The organism is Marinagarivorans algicola (genome assembly GCF_001292705.1).
Taxonomy (GTDB): Bacteria; Pseudomonadota; Gammaproteobacteria; order Pseudomonadales; family Cellvibrionaceae; genus Marinagarivorans; species Marinagarivorans algicola.
Window position 1 is genome coordinate 1 of the sequence record NZ_LGAK01000057.1, and the last position, 20,306, is coordinate 20,306.

Genomic DNA, 20,306 nt, shown 5'->3' on the forward strand with positions numbered 1-20,306 from the left:
CACCCATTGCTCCATTAAAAAGACATTATCACGACGAATAGACGACTCAAACAGTGTGGCTGGGTTTTTGAGATCTAAACGACCCAACACACCCAGGACTTGACCTGCATTGCGGCCAAAGGGGTTGTCTGCATTACCGGTCCACTGAACCGCTTGTAGATCAGGTGTGCCCCACAAAAAGGGATAGCTTACAGGGGCAATAGAAGGGCGGAAATTTTCTTTAATCCCTAAATCGTGCTGAAAAACTTCGTTACGAATACCACTAAAAGCATCAACACGGCCATAACCTGGCTCATGATCTTTAGAAACACCGCGCTCAATGGTGCCATTAAGCTCTTTGACTATCGCTCTCATTTCGGTACGAACTTTACTGCTCTGCGAAGCATTAAGCCCTAAGCGCCGAGCAAAGCGCTTGAATTTGTTCCTATCGGCCAAAGTCGCATGTAACGAGTTACGAACTGTGCGGTAGAGTTTAATGAAGTCACCCATACTCGGTGCGCCATCAATGCGTACAACACGGTTGTTATAAACCAACTGCGCGGTATGACAAGCTGCGCAGTTGACGCCGAGCCAATCACCTGTTTTAGGGTCTTCATCTTTTACAAAGCCCACAGGCAAACCGTCAGGGTTAGTCAAAGGGTCTGGCGCGTAGTCAGGGAGGTAGCCTAATAAGCTAATCTCTTCATGCGAAGAAATTAGCTTATGGCTTTTTGCATTTTCTAACGCAAAAAACCACTCATAAGGAATTAACTGACTTCCTTGTGATGTGGTGTAAAACTTGTCGCGAAGCTGATTTTCTTCGGTCCAATTTTGATCCAAATATTCGGGCTCTCCCGTACATCCGGCTAGAAACCCAGTGGCGACTAGGCTCAATAGTGCTAACTTACCCAACTTAACATTCATCTTTTCTTATCCCAAGAAACTAATTATCAGGCATCAAGGTTAAAAGCTGTAAAGGTGAAAAACCATTACAGAAAGATGATTATTGCGCCACAGCCCTTAAAAAACACCAAAATAGAAGATATAGGACACAAGATTTCTAAGGGGAAACAGTGATAAGGCACCAAAAAATGAATACCGGAAATAAAGGCAGCCTTTGCTTTTACTAGTGATCTAGAGCTTAAATAGTCAATGTTAACTATATAGCTCATCAAAGCCACATGCGTTCATGTAAAAATTAAGCAAAGGCACATAACAATGACCGCACCAAGCGCTAAAGTTCACCAAAAACGCAGTTAAACAAAGCAGCGCCATCAAATAAGTGCTTCGTAGACGCTCCTCATTGCCCGGCAAATACTAAAAAATCACCTCAGGTTTAGCGTAAGCCAGAGACTGTCGTACAATTTTTGACGATGCGCCGCTGCAAAAAAAGCGGTTGGCCAAATCAACAAGTAGCCGAGCAGTAAACCCCCAGATTTTATACCCATTGTAACGGTATACTGGCGCCCAGTACTCTAAGCGATCAACGGTAAAAATATCCGTCTGAACCCGTTCATCATTTAAAACAATATCGAGAGGAAGCCAAAATAATGACTCGAGCTCGTACTCGCAAGGCTGTAGCGACAATATCGGCGGTACTCGACCAAAAAAAGGCGTTACTTTAGTCCCTTGACGAGTAAAACGTGCAGCCATAGGTTTAATATCGGTCACTATTTGCGGGGATAAACCGACCTCCTCTTCTGCCTCACGTAATGCTGTAGCTCTCAAATTTTGGTCGCTCGGCTCCCATTTGCCACCGGGCAATGCCACCTCGCCACTGTGACTATTCATGCGCTTAGAGCGCCGTGTTAGCAAAATTTGCTGCTCACCACCGTGCTCACGGACGGCTAATAACACAGCAGCTTCACCATTATAGGTCGATATAACAATATCATCTTGTGAAGTGTACCCTTCTTTAGACACTGATCCCCCTACCTTTTTATATGCCAAAAAAACGTCATTGCATTGTATATTTTTTAACATCACCTCGGATTTGTCGCTTTCACCGCGAGAATATGGTCACACTTTGTCATATTCGCCCATTCATGCATCGCGAGCTAAAGCCTGTTAATACTACTTATGTATATTTGATATATAAAGCCTCATACACATAGCTCCCCCTAGCTGATAGCATATTTTTTGATCAAAGAGACTATTAAGCGCCAAAAAGAGGCTTTATAGCTCATAAAAATATGACTTTTAGAGAGGTATGACCATGGATTTTCAGTGGCCAACAACGGATGAGCTATTTAGGCTTGCCAAAGAAGACCCCGATGCACTAGAGGTGCTTCGCCAGCATGAAGTTGAAGCTTTAATTGCATCAGCACCTAACAATATGCAGCGCCGTCTTCGTGGCTTGCAGTTTCAAATAGATGCCAAACGCCGCGCCAGCAAAACACCTATGGCCGCCTGCATTGCTATCTCTCAAATGATGTTCGACTCTGTTTATGAGCTGAATAATGCACTTAACCAACAACCCGACCTAGAAAAAAAACCAAATACACAAAGTGGCCAACCTGCTGCTGTCAGTATTTTACGCTTCCCTCAAACCGCCAGCACTGAATGGTAATCTCTCACCTCTCAGCACTGTAGATGTATGGCTATCAATGAGCTGTGCATCTCGCGTACTACACCACAATAAAAAGGCTCACCCAGCCATCAAAATGCAATATGCGAAGGCTTAAGCCTCTCTTTTACATAAACAATAAAGCTCAAAAATTCAAATTTCAGCCATTCACGTAATGAAGTAAGGTAAAATACCGGCTTAATTTTTCACAAGCCGTAGCTCACTACTGCTTTCAACCAAGAGTACTCCATGCGCCTGTTTGTCGATAACCTTACAAATGTAGATTTCAGTTATTTATGTCCTGCGCGCGGGCTATTGGGTGAAACATGGCTCGCACATATTGAGCTTACTGGTACGCTAGATGAGCAGGGTATGGTGTGTGATTTTGGCATCGTAAAAAAACACTTGCGCGACTGGCTCGATACCGAGCTAGATCACCGCTTACTCATCCCCTCTCATTTCTCAGGCTACAGCACACTCACTGGCACCAGTGAAGCTAATATCGCCTTCACCTTAAATAACGGGGACAGCGTTCAAATGCACTCCCCAGCCCAAGCTGTTACCTTAATAGAAGCCCAAACAATTAATCCTGATACCGTTGCACGCTGGTGTGAAGGACAACTAATACATGCTTTTGGTAAAACAGTGGCTAATATCAAGCTAAGCTTCACGCCTGAACAAATCAATACACCCAGCTACCACTACAGCCATGGCCTTAAAAAGCACCTAGGTAACTGCCAGCGTATTGCTCACGGCCACCGTTCTCAGTTATTAATTTGGAAAGATGGAGAGCTTAGCCCACAGCTAATGCAACGCTGGGCCAACACATTTAAAGATATTTACATTGGCACTCAAGAGGATATTTGTGGCGAAACGCAACACAACTGGATATTTGAATATCAAGCCCAACAAGGTCGCTTTACTCTAAGTCTACCCAAAAAACAGTGCTATATGATGCAAACCGATACCACTGTAGAACTTATTGCGGAGCATATAGCTCAGGTATTAAAGCAAGAAATGCCGAACCAGTGCTTTACAGTTAAAGCCTTTGAGGGTATTGGTAAAGGCGCTATTATCGAGCTTTAATAGCGCGGCAGCGCATTTGATAAAGCTATAATAAGGACATAAGGCTTAACTCAATTGGCCATACTTGATGACGGCAGGCCATGGAGCTACCAACTTAAAATCACGATAACCTTAAACGTGGTAGCCTTAAAAGAAAAGACCTATAAGCTTTTATCATATAGGGGCCAGTCTATATCGTAACTCTAGCCTATATCGTAACCTTGAGTGCGTACATGCAACCGATTACAAGTAAACTATCCCATCAATTAATTACAGTAAAGTACACTGCGCGCAGAAAACCTTTCAAAAAGAGCACTGAATCACAAAAATAAAATACGCCTGAGTCGCCCTTCAAAGACATCCTCTGCTTTAAGTCCAATGTTACTGACTTAGCTTGTCAATAACATAAAATTTTACTTTCCATCATTTTTGCTACACTTTAAAAACCACATCACAAAAAAGTGATTTTTTATGCATAAAAGTCATACGGTAGGTGGCATAAAGCCACTAGGAAAAGATGAAATGGATAGGCGGGCCTTACCAATAAGCTCAGTAGCAATTACCGGCGCGGCTCATTTGTCAGTATTTTTACTGCACATCTAGGCAACTAAATTCCATGAACCTTAACGCGTATAACTCAAATCACGGGGAAATATTTACGATGTACAACCCTGAGCGCCAAAAAAAGCCACGAACACGACTGCCGCATTCAAACAGCCGTTTGTTTTCTCACATTTTTTGTTATAGTGGCGCTATTGTCAACAAACCAAAGCACTTGTTTCACGAAACTTCAGCTATCGCCCAACCAGATGTTAATTAATATGATGCACCTATTGCACAATTTACAGAAAATAAGCAATAAGCAGATTGCCGCTGCTCTAGCGATATTATCCATTCATACGACCAGCATTCGCGCTGTTTGTGTGGCTACTATAGGCAGCATAATATCTATAAACACTTATGCTGAAGCTAACATGCCGCTAAATGGTATAGGCACCTACAACCACATGGGCAAAGATTATTACATAGTGGCTCATTACAGCACCCTTAGTTGCACTGAAGCCAAACAGTGCGAAGAGCAAAATAGCCCCGCACAGTACAGCTTAAAAGTTGTCACCTCTCGCTGGACATCACACAGCTATAGCTTGGTATGGCAGCGAGAACTAGCGACTAACAATGCCAAAGCAACTGTTCCAAAAGAAGTTATGCCGGCCCTCATAAAATTCACACAGCTAGCCGAAACTCGATTAACCAAAGGCGATAATATTGATATCCTCTTTGACGGCCAAAATACACAAATCAGTATCAATAGTGCGCATGCGCTGACAGCTCCAGGCAAAAGCTTGTTTAATTACCTTGCGCGCGTTTGGGTTGGCCCCATACCTCCATCACGGCAATTTAAAAACGCAATGCTGGCAGGTCATGGCGGCGAACATAACACGGCTTTAGTTGATAAATTCAAAACATTAGAGCCTGCCTCTGATCGCATGGGGCTTCTCACTACTTGGCAAAAACAAAAAGACGATGAACAATCAACCGCCGAACTCGCCGAAGAAGATGTAAAAACGGTTGTCGTTGCCAGTAAGCCTACCAGCAGCAACAAAAAAGTACCGCCCATAGAGAAACCTGTGGTCATACTCAAAGCTCCTAGCACCGATATTGCAACCCCCATTACTGCCGCACCTAATGCTGGCGTACCTATTGTTACTGAGACTGTGACCACCACTATTGCTGCCGCCACCCTTAAATCAAAAAGCGCGGATAACGATGCAACCAACGACACAGCCACATTACAAAACGATCCACCCCAAGTAGAAAAGACGACAGAGCAACCCGAGGCTGAGCAAGTAGCTATACAAAAAGCCACGCCAGAACCGGTCAAGCCTGTTGCAAGCAAACCTAAGCGCGCACCCACACTAACCAATCAGCAAAAAAGCGCCTTATTAGAGTGGCAGGTGAATACCGCTATCTTTAAAAATGTACAATACCCCTCTTGGGCCAAGCAATTTGGTCAAGAAGGCTCAGTGAATGTGTCGTTTACACTTAACCCGACCCTAGAAGAAGCCAATATAATTAGCATCAAACCAAAACAGGCTGGCTTGTTAGGTGATGCCATTGTTGAAGCGATACAAAAAAGCTTGCCTCTTAGTGCGAAACTACAACCTCTATTACAAGACGAATCGAAAGTATTTACCTATCAGCATACGTTTTCTTTATCAAAAAAACCAATACGCCCATCAGCTCCGGCGCTATTGCAAGATAACGGTTTAGTAAATTCTGCACGCGTGCAAGCCTATCTCCCCAAACAGGGTAATCAATCAATCACCTCTTTAGATGATTTGCGTGGCTATTTAAAAGGCAATATTAAATATCCCTATTGGGCAAAAAGCCTAAACTTACGCGGTAAAGTAACCGCCGAGATTACTTTAGATACACAAGGTTTTGTTAAAGATATAAAAATAGTAAAAAGCTCTCGTCACGCAGAGTTCAACCAAGCCATTATTGATGGCGCGAAAGCCGCTGCACCATTTCCTATAATGTCAACGGATGATAATGTAGTGTTTGAATATCAGCATACCTTTAAACCTTAAATAAAGCCCTTACCTTACCTTTACTTTGACTCATAGGAGTTTCCATGCGTTATCCTCCATTATTACTGAGCGTCGCCTTACTGGCACCCGCCAGTTATGCAGACATTCAATTCAATGGCTTCTTAAGTGCCGTCGGCGGTGTAGCCACTGACGAGCCTATTCGTGGCTACGAAAAAGATGCTACTTTCAAAAATGACACACTATTTGGCCTTCAAGCCAGTGCCGATATTAGTGATAAACTAAGTATGACTGGTCAGCTTGTAAGCCGAGGCGAAAACGATTACGCCACCGATCTCTCTTGGGGCTACATTGCCTATGAGGTCACAAGTAGTTTTCGTGTCCGTATGGGTAAATTCCGTACCCCTTTCTACTTCTCTTCTGACTTCCTTGAGGTAGGTTATGCCTACCCGGGTATCGCCCCATCGGATGAGGTTTACTCTGTTCAGTTTGATAACATTGAAGGTATTGATTTATTTTACAATACCTCACTGTTTGATACGGTCAATTTAGATGTACAAGCCTACTATGGCTCAGTCAGTACTGACTTTGTTCTGGGTGATACCGGTCAAGCTATTGATACAGAAACTCGAAACCACGTAGGCTTGGTAACTACCTTTGGTTTAGGCGATTTTGCCCTGCGCTTAAGTGCACATAATGCAACACTTTCTGTCAAAAACTTCTTAGACATAGCGATACCTGCACTGAAAGGGGCAACTATGAACGAGTTTTTTGACGCTGCTATCGCCGCAACCCAAGGTCAAGGTTTTGATGATATTGTTGCAGGTATCAGGACTGAGATTTCAGATATCGAAGAAACACGTGCAACCTTTGTTTCTGCAGGCTTAAAGTACGATGGTGAATATGTTTTTGGTGTAGTAGAAGGTACCAACCTTACCTATGATAAAGGACCTTCGGCCGAGCAACGACGTTACTTAGCAACAGCAGGTGTCAATATTGGTAGTGCAAGTATCTTTACCACTTTCTCTAGAGCAGATGATGTCTATGTAGATCTTGCAAAACCTATTAACCTGACACTAACTCCACAGTTTGCGGAGCAAGCTGCTGTACTGGATGGTATCAGTGAACTACTAGGTGTAACCAGTGACACTATTACATTTGGTATTCGATACGACTTTGAACCTGGCGCAGCCTTAAAAATCCAATACGATTCGGTTTCGACTCCCGACCCAGCTAACCCTAATGATGACATCACCAATGGCCTTTTACGCTTTGGTGTAGATCTCGTATTTTAAGGAGTTATAATGAAACCGTTATTTCGCAAGGCCCTCACAGGCTTAATATTCGCTAGCAGTTTTGCTGTAAGTCTCTGCTATGCAGACATTGTTGTTATTGGCCATCCGAGTGTTACCGCTCAGAACCTAACATCAGATGATATCCGTGAAATTTTCTTGGATAAATCAGCTAAGCTTAGCAAGAAAAAAAAATCAGAGCTCGTATTATTAGAACTCGATAGTAAAGCTGCGACAATTTTTTTCAAAGATGTAATGCGCATGACACCCAGTAAGTTTAAATCGCACTGGTCTAAGCAGATTTTTACGGGTAAAGGTAAAGCACCTACCTATATTGCTAATCCGCAAGAGCTTATCGATTACGTCGCTAGCACTCCTTATGCTGTTGGCTTAGTCGATACCGGTAACGATAGTATTGATGGCGGTACTCAGCAAATACTGTTAGACGGTGTACGTACACTGTACACTGTTAAAAAATAACATTACTGATTCATCACTGCTAAAAAAGGCGCTAATGTTAGCGCCTTTTTTTATGCTTCTAGAAACTAGTTTTCGTGCTTGTATGCAATAAGCAACTTTGAGCGGCTATCGTTAACGCATGCTCTTCGCCTTACTCTATCATGCATAACGGCTAAAACCTATAGCGATCCAGCCCTAGCCTTCATTCATATTTACACTTTTTAGCCAAGCTGACAAGACTCACCTAATAAGGTAATAATGGATTATTTCTAGGCATTTAAGATTAGGCCGAGCAAAGAGTAAACCCTACACCTACCACATAATAATATACACTATTAGACTTTTACATCTGCATAGAGATATACAAGGTTAGACTTTACAGAAGCACAAAGCCGAAGCGCAGAACGTCGCCAATGGCTTCGACGGCCCAGTCCGTGATTTATGAGTACCCAATTTCGGCATTTCTGAGTAGTGACTAATATTTTTAAACTTGCTGGGCTTTTAACGCTTGAGCCTTAAGTCTTGCCGCTTTGATTTTAGCGCCTTGGCCTTGATCATTTAGCTCCGATGTTGATTCGGTATTCTCATGAGGTACTCCTCTTACTAACAACCACAATATTTGCAATACAACACCCATCATAGTGCCTGCAGCTACAGCAATTAGCATGGGTATACCTGCACGCCAAAAAGCTTCTACACCTTCAAATACGCCTTCTGCACCCGCAATAATCCAAGCAGGTGCCAAAAAAGCACTGCCATCGCTGGTTGGCCAAGGCATGACTAGCATTGCAGTCATCGCTCCAAACAAAGCAGGTCTTAAATATTTTAATGGCAGCTTATACATCAAGTACCACCAACACCAAAGACCAATAATTACCCCCATACCATAAACTAACCAACCATTAATATATTCAGATTCCGAAAACATGCTTCTACTATCTCTCGCTTAATAATGTGGGGGCCTTTCGTTTTTTTGAGTCGGCGACATTTGATCTATTTCATGTGATACATCCATCAGCTTTTCGCGCAGCATTTTAATTTGCAGCTTAGCTTCCCTTAACTCTTTATCATGCAATGCAATTTGATCGCTTAATTTAATCATTGCTTCATCCTGAAAGCTCACGCGCAATTGCAAATCCGCAATATCATCATTCATACCCATACTCCTATTTCACTAGCTTTCGCCATCAACCCATTGTAATACGTATTCCTGATAATCATCTTCAGCGATACCTTTTGCATGCTGTACCCTATCAGTCACCGACATGCCATGCTTATGCATTAGCGCTTTATTACCCGCACGTAAATGATGCCAGCGCGGCAAGTCTTGCCCATTCGCTACACGCTTATAAGAGCAACTATTCGGTAACCAAGGTAGTGCCTCACGATAGTTTTTCTTGGTCAGTTTCAAGCACTCAGGAACTTTTGCAAACCGATTGGCATAATCCGTACACTCACACGTTTTTGTATTGAGCAAATCACACGATAAACTTGTGTAATAAAACTCATCAGTGTCATCATCCTGTAGTTTATGTAAGCAGCATAACCCACAGCCATCACATAAAGCCTCCCACTGCTCCTCATTTAAAGGTTCAAGGCCATCATGCCACCACTGCTTATCTTTCGTCTGCTGATTAACCACTTCATTATTGAGTTTTTTTGTGATGGTCGCACGCTTAGGTTTTATCATTGATCAGCCATTTTATGGTTATGACGATTAATTTCCTGCATATAATCATCTTGCTTAACTGGCGGTAATTGTAAATAAAAACCTTCTTTATCCAACGATTCAAAAACTTTTTGAATATCTTCTTTGGCCAATTTACGCTCTGGGGTTAGCAATAAAGAAAAAGCTAATTCAGGTGAGCCAAACATACTCAGTAAAGCCTCAGGCACAGTACTCAGCCCACTTGCTTTAGGCACGTAAAGATACAGTTCGTCTTTTTTTTTGCTTCGGTAAACATTACAAATTATTTTTTTACTTCTCATGACATTATTACTCATATTGAGTCTATGTTAACAGGGTCAACAGGTGGGCACAGAGACTTAAGAAATGCTTGCCGCCAACCTTTTGTACTTTGCTGTAAAGCCTCCAAATATGTAAGATCAGCTGTTAAATTGCGAGCAATATCTTGATATACCGCTTTTTTGATTAACACTTCAGGTGCTATGGCATGTTGTTGTGCAAGCTCAGTCACATATCCACGCATTTTTTTGACTTTATCACGTTCAGATTTTGTCAAAGGCAAAGCAGTAGTCCTGACCGTCAGCTGCATATCTTCGGTTATCTCACCACTAACAATTTCAAGAATGCTTTTACCTAGCTTCCGGATTGTACTATCGTGTAAGCCAATATTCTTAAGATCTGAAAGCTGGCTGGGCATTCGTGATAAAACTTCGAAAATTTGCGCGTCCTTTATAATACGTGTCTTAGGGATATTTTTTTCTCGAGCTGTATTTTCTCGCCATTCAAATAATTGCTTAGCCAGTACTAAACTCTTAGCATCCAAGCGCCAAGTATTATTTGACTTATAAAAGCTACTAGCAGGATCTAAATTGGATTGATAGTTGAAAATGGCCGTTTCACACTCTTCGTACAACCAACTTTCCCGCTCCAAATCTTGTAGCTTTTTTTCAAGCAGGCTTGCAAGTTCAAACAAATAATCAACATCTAATGCCGCATAATGTACTTGGCCATCACTTAACGGTCTTACTAACCAATTAGAGCGTGTTTCACCTTTTGGTAAAAGTACACCTAAGCACTCATTGACTAGGTTGCCATATCCAACACTGGCTCCAATACCTAATAAGGCGGCTGCAATTTGAGTATCAAACAATTTAACCGGCAGAACACCCAGCAAATTATTAAATACATCTAAATCTTCCGAGCAAGCATGGAAAGCTTTAATAACATCATCGCACGCCATGACTTGTGTCAACGGGCTCCATTGAGTAATACAAAGGGGGTCAATTAAATAATTAGCTTGGCCATCATTCACTTGAATAACGGCAGCAATAGGGTAGTAAGTATCGACCCGCATAAACTCCGTATCAATAGCTAGAAGACGGCACCGCAACCAATGCTCACAATAATGCGCTAACGTATTATTATCGGAAATATGTATTATTGGCTGTCGCAATAAGGACTGTACACTTGACATTATTTACTCTCTATTAGGCTTTATAGCCATGATTATTTATGTCGCTATTATTTTATATCGCCATATATAACCTTTTGTAAATATGACTAGCACTCATAAGGGTTATTTTCGAGGTATTAAGCACTTATAAGACGCCCAGCCCCAGCAACATAAGAGAGGAATGAACACAAAATCATAGAGCGCTTTATAACGACCAACCATATAACATATTAACTAAATCTCTCTTCGACTAGCTAAGGCATGCGCTAAAGTACCTCCATCAATGTATTCTAGTTCGCCGCCTAAAGGTACCCCGTGAGCAATTCTGGATACTGTAATGTTGTTACGTTTTGCCATTTCGGCAATGTAGTGCGCTGTGGCTTCGCCCTCCATTGTGGGATTTGTTGCTACAATAATTTCTTGTAACTCAGGCTCGAGCATTTTTTGTAGCAATAGGTCTAACCCTAACTCTTTAGGACCAATACCATCAATGGGGGATAGTTTGCCCATCAAGACAAAATATTTGCCCGAGTAAGTACCCGACTGCTCTAAAGCAAACACATCGGCTGGCATCTCTACAACACACAGTATTGAGCCGTCACGCTTTTGACTTTTACATAAGCTACACTGACTCTCTTCCGTGAGAGTGCGGCACGTTGCACATCGCCCTACCTTTTCACACGCGAGCATGAGAGCATCGGCAAGGCGTTTCGCACCTGCTTGGTTACGCTCTAACAGCTGCAAGGCCATGCGCTGAGCCGACTTCGGACCTACACCAGGTAGTATACGCAATGACTCAATGAGCTGGCTAATTAATGGGCTATACACAGGTTATCCTATTTATACGATTAAAATGGCATTTTAAAACCTGGTGGCATCTGCATGCCACCGGTCAAATTACCCATTATTTTTTTATTCTCATGCTCAACTTTACGTACACAATCATTGACTGCAGCAGCCAATAAATCTTCCAGCATTTCTTTATCTTCAACCATTAGAGAGTCATCAATCGCAACGCGCTTTACATCATGACGACCATTCATAATCACTTTTACTAAGCCCGCTCCGGCACTGCCCTCAATTTCAAGCTCGTTCAATGCTTGCTGATTCTTTTCCATATTTTCTTGCATTTGCGATTGCATATCTTGCAACTGCTTCATCATATCGCCAAGACCATTCATATTTATTCTCCTCAGAAAGTAAAATTATTACGTACAGTGAGTATTATTCTTCTCGACCACTACCGAATTTAGATCGAGTACTGCATTAAAATGTTCTTGCAGGTCTTTAACTAGCGGTTCCTGTTTCATCTTTTCAACTGCATTCGCTAGCGCCTGTTGCCGCAGGGTATCTGCATAAATTGCCGGTGTCATTGCGCTAGGGTCTAACGCCGCTAAGTCAATATGCACTTTCACTGCCTCGCCAAAATAATCATTGAGCAAATCATTAAAACGCTGCCTGTGTGAATCATCAAACAATGCGCCTTTATCTTGATCTAATAAGAAGTACAGCTGGTTACCCGTAACATTAACCAATAAACAATTGGCCACAGTGCTTTGCAATACCCCTTTAACTCCCAGTCCATCATAAATAGCTAGCCAATGCCCAGGCTCTATCTTAGCGACGTCTTTGGGAGCATTAGCTAAGGGCTGAACTGTACTTTGTATTTGCGCTGTTTTTTTATCTTTAGGGGCTGATATTTGAGAGGCTGACTTAAGTCCCTCTAAACCTGGCGCATTTAATAGCGCCTCAAGGGACTTTTTTGCTGTATCGCTTACTCCCTGCTCTACCGGCTTATTGTTGGTTGAATGATTTTTTTCAGCTTCAACTTCAGATACCTGACTCGGCAACTCCCACGGAGGGGCTGGGCTTGATGCAGGTGCGTCTTGATTTCTTGCGTAATCAAGAGTTGTAGACGCTTTATTTGGCACCAAACCTTCAACCTTTTCAGGTGACTGCTCTACTGTGGCGGCGGTTACAGTGCTCTCTGGGGGCATCACTTCAGCCCCATTTGCTGGCGATACTAAGCTATCAACCTGAGAGCTATCGGCTACGTCGGAGCTTTTTATTGCCACGCTTGATAGCTCTGCACCTAATCCATCCTGAGTGATATTCGTATTCACTGATGAGTCCGCCGTTGCTTTAAGCGCAAGTGTCTCCATGGGTAAAGATGTTGTGGGCACATCAGCAATACCCTGTGGTTTAAAGGCTAGCATGCGTAGCAGTATCATCTCTAAGCCCGCACGCGGCTCAGGTGATAAGTTTAAATCTCGACGCCCAATTAATGCCGTTTGATAAAAAAGTTGCACATCTTCAGGCGGTAACATTTGGCAAAGCTCTAAAATAATCGCACGATCACCATAGCTATTATCGAGCGCTTCGGGCATGGCTTGAGCAATTGCAATACGATGCAAAAATGTAATTAAATCCCCTAATGCACCAAAGTAATCTGGGGCATGATCAGAGAAAGCAGCAATCGCTTTGAGTACAGCAGGACCATCGTTAGCGATTAAAGCCCTTATAAGCTGCTCAATCAATTGATGATCAATAGTTCCGAGCATTGCCACTACATCGGTATCGGCGACTTTGCCTGCTCCAAACGCAATCGCTTGATCGGTTAAACTCAGAGCATCGCGCATACTACCATCCGCAGAACGCGCTAATTGCCAAAGAGCCGACTCGTCAAAAGGAATGCCTTCTTTACCTAAAACGAATTGAAGATGAGCTACGATGCGCTCGGGAGACATGTTTTTTAAGTTAAACTGTAAGCAACGTGAAAGAATAGTTACGGGCAGTTTTTGCGGGTCGGTTGTTGCCAACAAAAATTTTACATGCTCGGGCGGCTCTTCAAGTGTTTTTAACAACGCGTTAAAGCTATGCGTTGATAACATATGCACTTCATCAATCAAATAAATTTTATAGCGGCCACGCGTTGGCGCATACTGAACGTTATCAAGCAATTCACGCGTATCTTCAACACGTGTGCGTGATGCAGCATCTACCTCAATCAAATCAACAAAACGCCCTTGTGCGATTTCTAGGCACGAGGAACACTCACCACAAGGCTCGGAGCTGACTCCCACCTCGCAGTTAAAGCACTTCGCTAAAATACGGGCAATCGTTGTTTTACCAACTCCACGTGTGCCAGTAAATAAATAGGCATGATGAAGGCGATTATGATCGAGAGCATTGATTAGCGCTCTAAGCACATGCTCTTGGCCAACCATTTCACGAAATATACGTGGGCGCCATTTACGCGCCAAAACTTGATAGCTCACTTACTTTACCTTGCATCAATGCGCAGAGCGCCGTTAAATTGAATTGCTCATTATAGCGAACTTACTCCACTAGACCGACTAAATAATATTGCAAGCTACGTACAGTAACCTATCCGTTAAAAGATCTTATGCGTAAATTGCAATATGTGATGATGGCAAGAGCTGACTAGTCCACAGCATAAATAAAGCATACTGTTTGTTTAGGGTAAAAAAACGAAACTGTTCCGAGACACCGAAATCAGGCGCTAATGCACTATTATATGGAGGCGACTGCATGCTCATATGTATTCCGCCTTGTTATGAAAGTGTTTTAAAAAAATAAGATCACCAGAAAGTAAAAACCCCCTCCGAATCGCTTCGAAGGGGGTTTTTGTAATAAGACCTGACAATGACCTACTCTCACATGGGGAAGCCCCACACTACCATCGGCGATACATCGTTTCACTACTGAGTTCGGTATGGGTTCAGGTGGTTCCAATGCTCTATTGTCGTCAGGAAAACTGGTTGGTGATTGGTGTCTTAGGTCCGTGATGTGATGTTTTTCATCATCGGTACAGCAGCAATCAACCGAATAGCTGACGGTTGCGAAGTGATACTTTAGCGCAATCATGTCGTATTTTGTAGTTTTTTTTGCGTAATAATCAGTCAATCTCGCTGATCTATCCGATATTCAATATCGTTGTTTAATTAAATCAAACAGCCACACAATCATTTCTGTTATATGGTCAAGCCTCACGGGCAATTAGTACTGGTTAGCTCAACGCCTCACAACGCTTCCACACCCAGCCTATCAACGTCGTAGTCTTCAACGGCCCTTTAGGGGGTTAAACCCCAGGGAAATCTCATCTTGAAGGAGGCTTCCCGCTTAGATGCTTTCAGCGGTTATCCCGTCCGAACGTAGCTACCGGGCAATGCGTCTGGCGACACAACCCGAACACCAGGGGTTCGTCCACTCCGGTCCTCTCGTACTAGGAGCAGCTCTTCTCAAATTTCCAACGCCCACGGCAGATAGGGACCGAACTGTCTCACGACGTTCTAAACCCAGCTCGCGTACCACTTTAAATGGCGAACAGCCATACCCTTGGGACCGGCTTCAGCCCCAGGATGTGATGAGCCGACATCGAGGTGCCAAACTCCCCCGTCGATATGAACTCTTGGGAGGAATCAGCCTGTTATCCCCGGAGTACCTTTTATCCGTTGAGCGATGGCCCTTCCATACAGAACCACCGGATCACTATGACCTACTTTCGTACCTGCTCGACATGTACGTCTCGCAGTCAAGCGTGCTTATGCCATTACACTAACCTCATGATGTCCGACCATGATTAGCACACCTTCGTGCTCCTCCGTTACTCTTTGGGAGGAGACCGCCCCAGTCAAACTACCCACCATGCACTGTCCTCAATCCCGATAAGGGACCTAAGTTAGAACCTCAAACATACCAGGCTGGTATTTCAAGTGTGGCTCCACCACGACTGGCGTCATGGTTTCAAAGCCTCCCAGCTATCCTACACAAGTAGGCTCAAAGTTCAGTGCAAAGCTATAGTAAAGGTTCACGGGGTCTTTCCGTCTAGCCGCGGGGATACGGCATCTTAACCGCAATTTCAATTTCACTGAGTCTTGGGTGGAGACAGCGTGGCCATCGTTACGCCATTCGTGCAGGTCGGAACTTACCCGACAAGGAATTTCGCTACCTTAGGACCGTTATAGTTACGGCCGCCGTTTACCGGGGCTTCGATCAAGAGCTTCGCACAAGTGCTAACCCCATCAATTAACCTTCCGGCACCGGGCAGGCGTCACACCGTATACGTCCACTTACGTGTTTGCACAGTGCTATGTTTTTAATAAACAGTCGCAGCCACCTGGTCACTTCGACCAACCTCAGCTTAGGGAGCAAGTCCCATCACCAGAGTTGGCGTACCTTCTCCCGAAGTTACGGTACCATTTTGCCTAGTTCCTTCACCCAAGTTCTCTCAAGCGCCTTAGTATTCTCTACCTGATCACCTGTGTCGGTTTGGAGTACGGTCTTTATTACCTGAAGCTTAGAAGATTTTCTTGGAAGCAGGGCATCAACCACTTCGGTTTGCAAAGCAAACCTTCGTCATCAGCTCTCAGCCTTAGGGGACCGGATTTGCCTAATCCCCCAGCCTACAACCTTAAACATGGACAACCAACGCCATGCTGGCCTAGCCTTCTCCGTCTCTCCATCGCAGTAATAAACGGTACAGGAATATTAACCTGTTTCCCATCGACTACGCATTTCTGCCTCGCCTTAGGGGCCGACTTACCCTGTCCCGATTAACGTTGGACAGGAAACCTTGATCTTCCGGCGTGGGAGTTTTTCACTCCCATTATCGTTACTCATGTCAGCATTCGCACTTCTGATACGTCCAGCAAACTTCTCAGTTCACCTTCAACCGCTTACAGAACGCTCCCCTACCATGCTCAAAGAGCATCCGCAGCTTCGGTTACCAGTTTTAGCCCCGATAAATCTTCCGCGCAGGCCGACTCGACTAGTGAGCTATTACGCTTTCTTTAAAGGATGGCTGCTTCTAAGCCAACCTCCTAGCTGTCTAAGCCTTCCCACATCGTTTCCCACTTAACTGGTATTAGGGACCTTAGCTGGCGGTCTGGGTTGTTTCCCTCTTGACAACGGACGTTAGCACCCGCTGTCTGTCTGCCACAATTGTACTCCTCGGTATTCGGAGTTTGCATGGGGTTGGTAAGTCGGGATGACCCCCTAGCCCAAACAGTGCTCTACCCCCGAGGGTAAGATGTGACGCGCTACCTAAATAGCTTTCGGGGAGAACCAGCTATCTCCCGGCTTGATTAGCCTTTCACTCCGATCCACAAGTCATCCCCTCATTTTTCAACATAAGTGGGTTCGGTCCTCCAGTTGATGTTACTCAACCTTCAACCTGCCCATGGATAGATCGCCGGGTTTCGGGTCTAATGCATGCGACTCGACGCCCTATTAAGACTCGATTTCTCTACGGCTCCCCTAGATGGTTAACCTTGCCACATACATTAAGTCGCTGACCCATTATACAAAAGGTACGCAGTCACTTCGAAAAGCTCCTACTGCTTGTACGCACACGGTTTCAGGTTCTATTTCACTCCCCTCACAGGGGTTCTTTTCGCCTTTCCCTCACGGTACTGGTTCACTATCGGTCAGTTAGGAGTATTTAGCCTTGGAGGATGGTCCCCCCATCTTCAGTCAAGATAACACGTGTCCCGACCTACTTAATATGTCACTATTGAAGCTTCGTGTACGGGGCTATCACCCTGTATCGCTCAACTTTCCAGTAGATTCCACTACTTCAATAATGATCGGCTGTTCCCCTTTCGCTCGCCGCTACTCAGGGAATCTCGTTTGATTTCTTTTCCTCCGGGTACTTAGATGTTTCAGTTCCCCGGGTTCGCCTCATACACCTATGTATTCAGTGCATGATACCCCGAAGGGTGGGTTTCCCCATTCAGAAATGCTAGGATCAATGTTTGCTTGCCAACTCCCCTAGCCTTATCGCAGGCTCCTACGTCTTTCATCGCCTCTAACTGCCAAGGCATCCGCCGTGTGCACTTAGTCACTTGACCATATAACACAAAAGACTGTGTTAAAGATAAGCGACCGTTTGACTTAATTTGCTGTTTCAATAAGCTGTTATGCACAGGTTTTAACACCTTATCCACACGTTTCTTATCTACTTTAGCGATAGATAGTTCTCTGTTTCACTTTTTATTCGCGAAAATAAAAAGATCAAAGAGAATTTTTTGCAACGATATTTAACACCGGATAGGTCATGCTTGAGATTGAACTCATTATTACTTTTTTACCACCGATCATGCGTTACGAATAACAGCAATCTCAGTAGCTTAAATTAACTACATTATACTATCGCGCTAAATTGTATTTGTTACAACTTCGCATCCGCCTTGTTAAAAAGCACCGAGCCGCTAGGGCGTTGGTTTATTCTTTGTAAATTCTGTTGTTTAATATTGCTTCAATGACTGCTGTATTGCTACAACAATAAAATTTAGCGATAAAAAAATCAGAAAGTTAAATGCTTAGTAAGAAATGCGCTTTTTTGCACAAACATTTAATTTTCTGATTTTTTAACCAAGATAAGATCAAGCAATGCGTGTGAGCACTTATGTTATAGAAGCTATCGTTTAAGGAGGTGATCCAGCCCCAGGTTCCCCTAGGGCTACCTTGTTACGACTTCACCCCAGTCATGAATCACACCGTGGAGACCGTCCTCCCGAAGGTTAGACTAGCCTCTTCTGGTGCAACCCACTCCCATGGTGTGACGGGCGGTGTGTACAAGGCCCGGGAACGTATTCACCGTGACATTCTGATTCACGATTACTAGCGATTCCGACTTCATGGAGTCGAGTTGCAGACTCCAATCCGGACTACGAACAGTTTTATGGGATTAGCATGGCCTCGCGGCTTAGCGGCCCTTTGTACTGCCCATTGTAGCACGTGTGTAGCCCTACTCGTAAGGGCCATGATGACTTGACGTCGTCCCCACCTTCCTCCGGTTTGTCACCGGCAGTCTCCTTAGAGTTCCCACCATTACGTGCTGGCAACTAAGGACAAGGGTTGCGCTCGTTACGGGACTTAACCCAACATCTCACGACACGAGCTGACGACAGCCATGCAGCACCTGTCACTGATTTCCCGAAGGCACTAAGCTATCTCTAGCGAATTATCAGGATGTCAAGAGTAGGTAAGGTTCTTCGCGTTGCTTCGAATTAAACCACATGCTCCACCGCTTGTGCGGGCCCCCGTCAATTCATTTGAGTTTTAATCTTGCGACCGTACTCCCCAGGCGGTCTACTTAATGCGTTAGCTGCGTCACTAAAACCTCAAGGGTCCCAACAACTAGTAGACATCGTTTACGGCGTGGACTACCAGGGTATCTAATCCTGTTTGCTACCCACGCTTTCGCACCTCAGTGTCAGTATCAGCCCAGAGTGTCGCCTTCGCCACTGATGTTCCTTCAGATCTCTACGCATTTCACCGCTACACCTGAAATTCCACACTCCTCTGCTGTACTCTAGCTCACCAGTTCCAAATGCAGTTCCCAGGTTAAGCCCGGGGATTTCACATCTGGCTTGATAAGCCACCTACGCGCGCTTTACGCCCAGTAATTCCGATTAACGCTTGCACCCCTCGTATTACCGCGGCTGCTGGCACGAAGTTAGCCGGTGCTTATTCTGCAGTTAACGTCAATCTACATGCGTATTAAGCATATAGCCTTCCTCACTGCTTAAAGTGCTTTACAACCCTAGGGCCTTCTTCACACACGCGGCATGGCTGCATCAGGCTTTCGCCCATTGTGCAATATTCCCCACTGCTGCCTCCCGTAGGAGTCTGGGCCGTGTCTCAGTCCCAGTGTGGCTGATCATCCTCTCAAACCAGCTACGGATCGTCGCCTTGGTAAGCCATTACCTTACCAACTAGCTAATCCGACTTGGGCTCATCTAATAGCGAGAGGTCCGAAGATCCCCCCCTTTCCCCCGTAGGGCGTATGCGGTATTAGCAGTCGTTTCCAACTGTTGTCCCCCACTACTAGGTAGATTCCCAAGCATTACTCACCCGTCCGCCGCTCTAATAAGTCCGAAGACCGTTCGCGCTCGACTTGCATGTGTTAGGCCTGCCGCCAGCGTTCAATCTGAGCCATGATCAAACTCTTCAGTTTAAATATAGCAATTTCGTTTATCGCCTAAGCGACAGATGAAATTAAATCTTTTTGAACGCAATATAACTCATTAACATTAATACATGATATTACTGCAATATGGTCACTTGCGTTAATTTTTTGTGCTTCAAATAACACAAGCGCCCACACGCTTTGCTTGATCTGTCTTGTTAAAAAACGATAAGTGCGCAAAGGCTTTCTTATCTATCCGACCGGCTTCGCCTTGTCGGGGTGGCGTATAATACGCCCTTTTCTTTACCTTGCAAGCTTTTT

Annotated in this window: 15 protein-coding genes and 3 rRNA genes; 5 read left to right on the plus strand and 13 right to left on the minus strand. The window is 44.3% G+C overall.

All coding sequences use genetic code 11. The annotated features are described in order from the left end of the window. On the minus strand, positions 1-903 hold a 903-nt coding region (locus AC438_RS14515; RefSeq protein WP_238376408.1), incomplete at its 3' end, for a di-heme-cytochrome C peroxidase. A 393-nt stretch (positions 904-1,296) separates the two neighbouring features. After that, a complete protein-coding gene (locus AC438_RS14520; protein ID WP_238376409.1) occupies positions 1,297-1,902 on the minus strand; it encodes an NUDIX hydrolase in 606 nt (201 codons plus the stop codon). A gap of 292 nt (positions 1,903-2,194) precedes the next feature. On the opposite strand from AC438_RS14520, the gene AC438_RS14525 reads away from it, so the two are divergent. From AC438_RS14525 to AC438_RS14550, 5 genes are all read left to right on the plus strand, one after another. Further along, a complete protein-coding gene (locus tag AC438_RS14525; protein ID WP_053981988.1) occupies positions 2,195-2,548 on the plus strand; it encodes a DUF3135 domain-containing protein in 354 nt (117 codons plus the stop codon). Between the two features lie 246 nt (positions 2,549-2,794). Next, positions 2,795-3,631, plus strand: coding sequence for a 6-pyruvoyl trahydropterin synthase family protein (locus AC438_RS14530; RefSeq protein WP_053981989.1), 837 nt, complete (start codon positions 2,795-2,797; stop codon positions 3,629-3,631). A gap of 803 nt (positions 3,632-4,434) precedes the next feature. Beyond that, the gene (locus AC438_RS14540) at positions 4,435-6,201 is read left to right on the plus strand and encodes a TonB family protein (RefSeq protein WP_274377621.1); all 1,767 of its coding nucleotides are present in this window, start codon (positions 4,435-4,437) and stop codon (positions 6,199-6,201) included. 44 nt (positions 6,202-6,245) lie between these two features. Beyond that, positions 6,246-7,454, plus strand: coding sequence for a hypothetical protein (locus AC438_RS14545; RefSeq protein WP_053981992.1), 1,209 nt, complete (start codon positions 6,246-6,248; stop codon positions 7,452-7,454). Between the two features lie 9 nt (positions 7,455-7,463). Beyond that, positions 7,464-7,931 carry a hypothetical protein gene (locus tag AC438_RS14550; protein ID WP_053981993.1) on the plus strand — a complete coding sequence of 156 codons (468 nt, stop codon included), beginning with the start codon at positions 7,464-7,466 and terminating at the stop codon, positions 7,929-7,931. Between the two features lie 463 nt (positions 7,932-8,394). Here AC438_RS14550 and AC438_RS14555 read toward each other — a convergent pair whose 3' ends face one another. The 11 genes from AC438_RS14555 to AC438_RS14605 form a co-directional block, all read right to left on the minus strand. Continuing rightward, complete coding sequence (locus AC438_RS14555) at positions 8,395-8,838, minus strand: hypothetical protein (protein ID WP_053981994.1); 444 nt, start codon at positions 8,836-8,838, stop codon at positions 8,395-8,397. A gap of 18 nt (positions 8,839-8,856) precedes the next feature. Next, positions 8,857-9,066 (minus strand): SlyX family protein, encoded by a 210-nt coding sequence (locus AC438_RS14560; RefSeq protein ID WP_053981995.1) that lies wholly within the window; start codon positions 9,064-9,066, stop codon positions 8,857-8,859. An 18-nt stretch (positions 9,067-9,084) separates the two neighbouring features. After that, positions 9,085-9,600, minus strand: a complete 516-nt coding sequence (locus tag AC438_RS14565) for a YcgN family cysteine cluster protein (RefSeq protein WP_082354188.1) — start codon at positions 9,598-9,600, stop codon at positions 9,085-9,087. Beyond that, positions 9,597-9,914, minus strand: coding sequence for a YcgL domain-containing protein (locus tag AC438_RS14570; protein ID WP_238376411.1), 318 nt, complete (start codon positions 9,912-9,914; stop codon positions 9,597-9,599). Before AC438_RS14570 ends, AC438_RS14565 begins: the two co-directional genes overlap by 4 nt. Further along, positions 9,911-11,071 (minus strand): ribonuclease D, encoded by a 1,161-nt coding sequence (gene rnd / locus AC438_RS14575; protein ID WP_082354189.1) that lies wholly within the window; start codon positions 11,069-11,071, stop codon positions 9,911-9,913. The genes AC438_RS14570 and rnd overlap by 4 nt, the downstream gene beginning before the upstream one ends. 213 nt (positions 11,072-11,284) lie before the next feature. Then, complete coding sequence (recR, locus tag AC438_RS14580; RefSeq protein WP_053981997.1) at positions 11,285-11,878, minus strand: recombination mediator RecR; 594 nt, start codon at positions 11,876-11,878, stop codon at positions 11,285-11,287. Between the two features lie 20 nt (positions 11,879-11,898). Next, a complete protein-coding gene (locus AC438_RS14585; protein ID WP_053981998.1) occupies positions 11,899-12,231 on the minus strand; it encodes a YbaB/EbfC family nucleoid-associated protein in 333 nt (110 codons plus the stop codon). A gap of 27 nt (positions 12,232-12,258) precedes the next feature. Next, on the minus strand, positions 12,259-14,328 hold the full coding sequence (gene dnaX, locus AC438_RS14590; protein WP_053981999.1) for a DNA polymerase III subunit gamma/tau: 2,070 nt from the start codon (positions 14,326-14,328) through the stop codon (positions 12,259-12,261). A gap of 380 nt (positions 14,329-14,708) precedes the next feature. Then, positions 14,709-14,824, minus strand: a 5S ribosomal RNA gene (gene rrf, locus AC438_RS14595). A gap of 225 nt (positions 14,825-15,049) precedes the next feature. After that, positions 15,050-17,922, minus strand: a 23S ribosomal RNA gene (locus tag AC438_RS14600). Between the two features lie 577 nt (positions 17,923-18,499). Beyond that, positions 18,500-20,033, minus strand: a 16S ribosomal RNA gene (locus AC438_RS14605). The 16S, 23S and 5S rRNA genes sit together here, the layout of an rRNA operon. Positions 20,034-20,306 lie beyond the last annotated feature (273 nt).

What these genes read in the sequence shown, in the direction of transcription:
- AC438_RS14525 (WP_053981988.1), top strand. Translation starts at nt 2,195, where the DNA reads ATGGATTTTCAGTGGCCAACAACGGATGAGCTATTTAGGCTTGCCAAA.
- AC438_RS14530 (WP_053981989.1), top strand. Translation starts at nt 2,795, where the DNA reads ATGCGCCTGTTTGTCGATAACCTTACAAATGTAGATTTCAGTTATTTA.
- AC438_RS14540 (WP_274377621.1), top strand. Translation starts at nt 4,435, where the DNA reads ATGCACCTATTGCACAATTTACAGAAAATAAGCAATAAGCAGATTGCC.
- AC438_RS14545 (WP_053981992.1), top strand. Translation starts at nt 6,246, where the DNA reads ATGCGTTATCCTCCATTATTACTGAGCGTCGCCTTACTGGCACCCGCC.
- AC438_RS14550 (WP_053981993.1), top strand. Translation starts at nt 7,464, where the DNA reads ATGAAACCGTTATTTCGCAAGGCCCTCACAGGCTTAATATTCGCTAGC.
- AC438_RS14555 (WP_053981994.1), bottom strand. Translation starts at nt 8,838, where the DNA reads ATGTTTTCGGAATCTGAATATATTAATGGTTGGTTAGTTTATGGTATG.
- AC438_RS14560 (WP_053981995.1), bottom strand. Translation starts at nt 9,066, where the DNA reads ATGAATGATGATATTGCGGATTTGCAATTGCGCGTGAGCTTTCAGGAT.
- AC438_RS14565 (WP_082354188.1), bottom strand. Translation starts at nt 9,600, where the DNA reads ATGATAAAACCTAAGCGTGCGACCATCACAAAAAAACTCAATAATGAA.
- AC438_RS14570 (WP_238376411.1), bottom strand. Translation starts at nt 9,914, where the DNA reads ATGAGTAATAATGTCATGAGAAGTAAAAAAATAATTTGTAATGTTTAC.
- rnd (WP_082354189.1), bottom strand. Translation starts at nt 11,071, where the DNA reads ATGTCAAGTGTACAGTCCTTATTGCGACAGCCAATAATACATATTTCC.
- AC438_RS14585 (WP_053981998.1), bottom strand. Translation starts at nt 12,231, where the DNA reads ATGAATGGTCTTGGCGATATGATGAAGCAGTTGCAAGATATGCAATCG.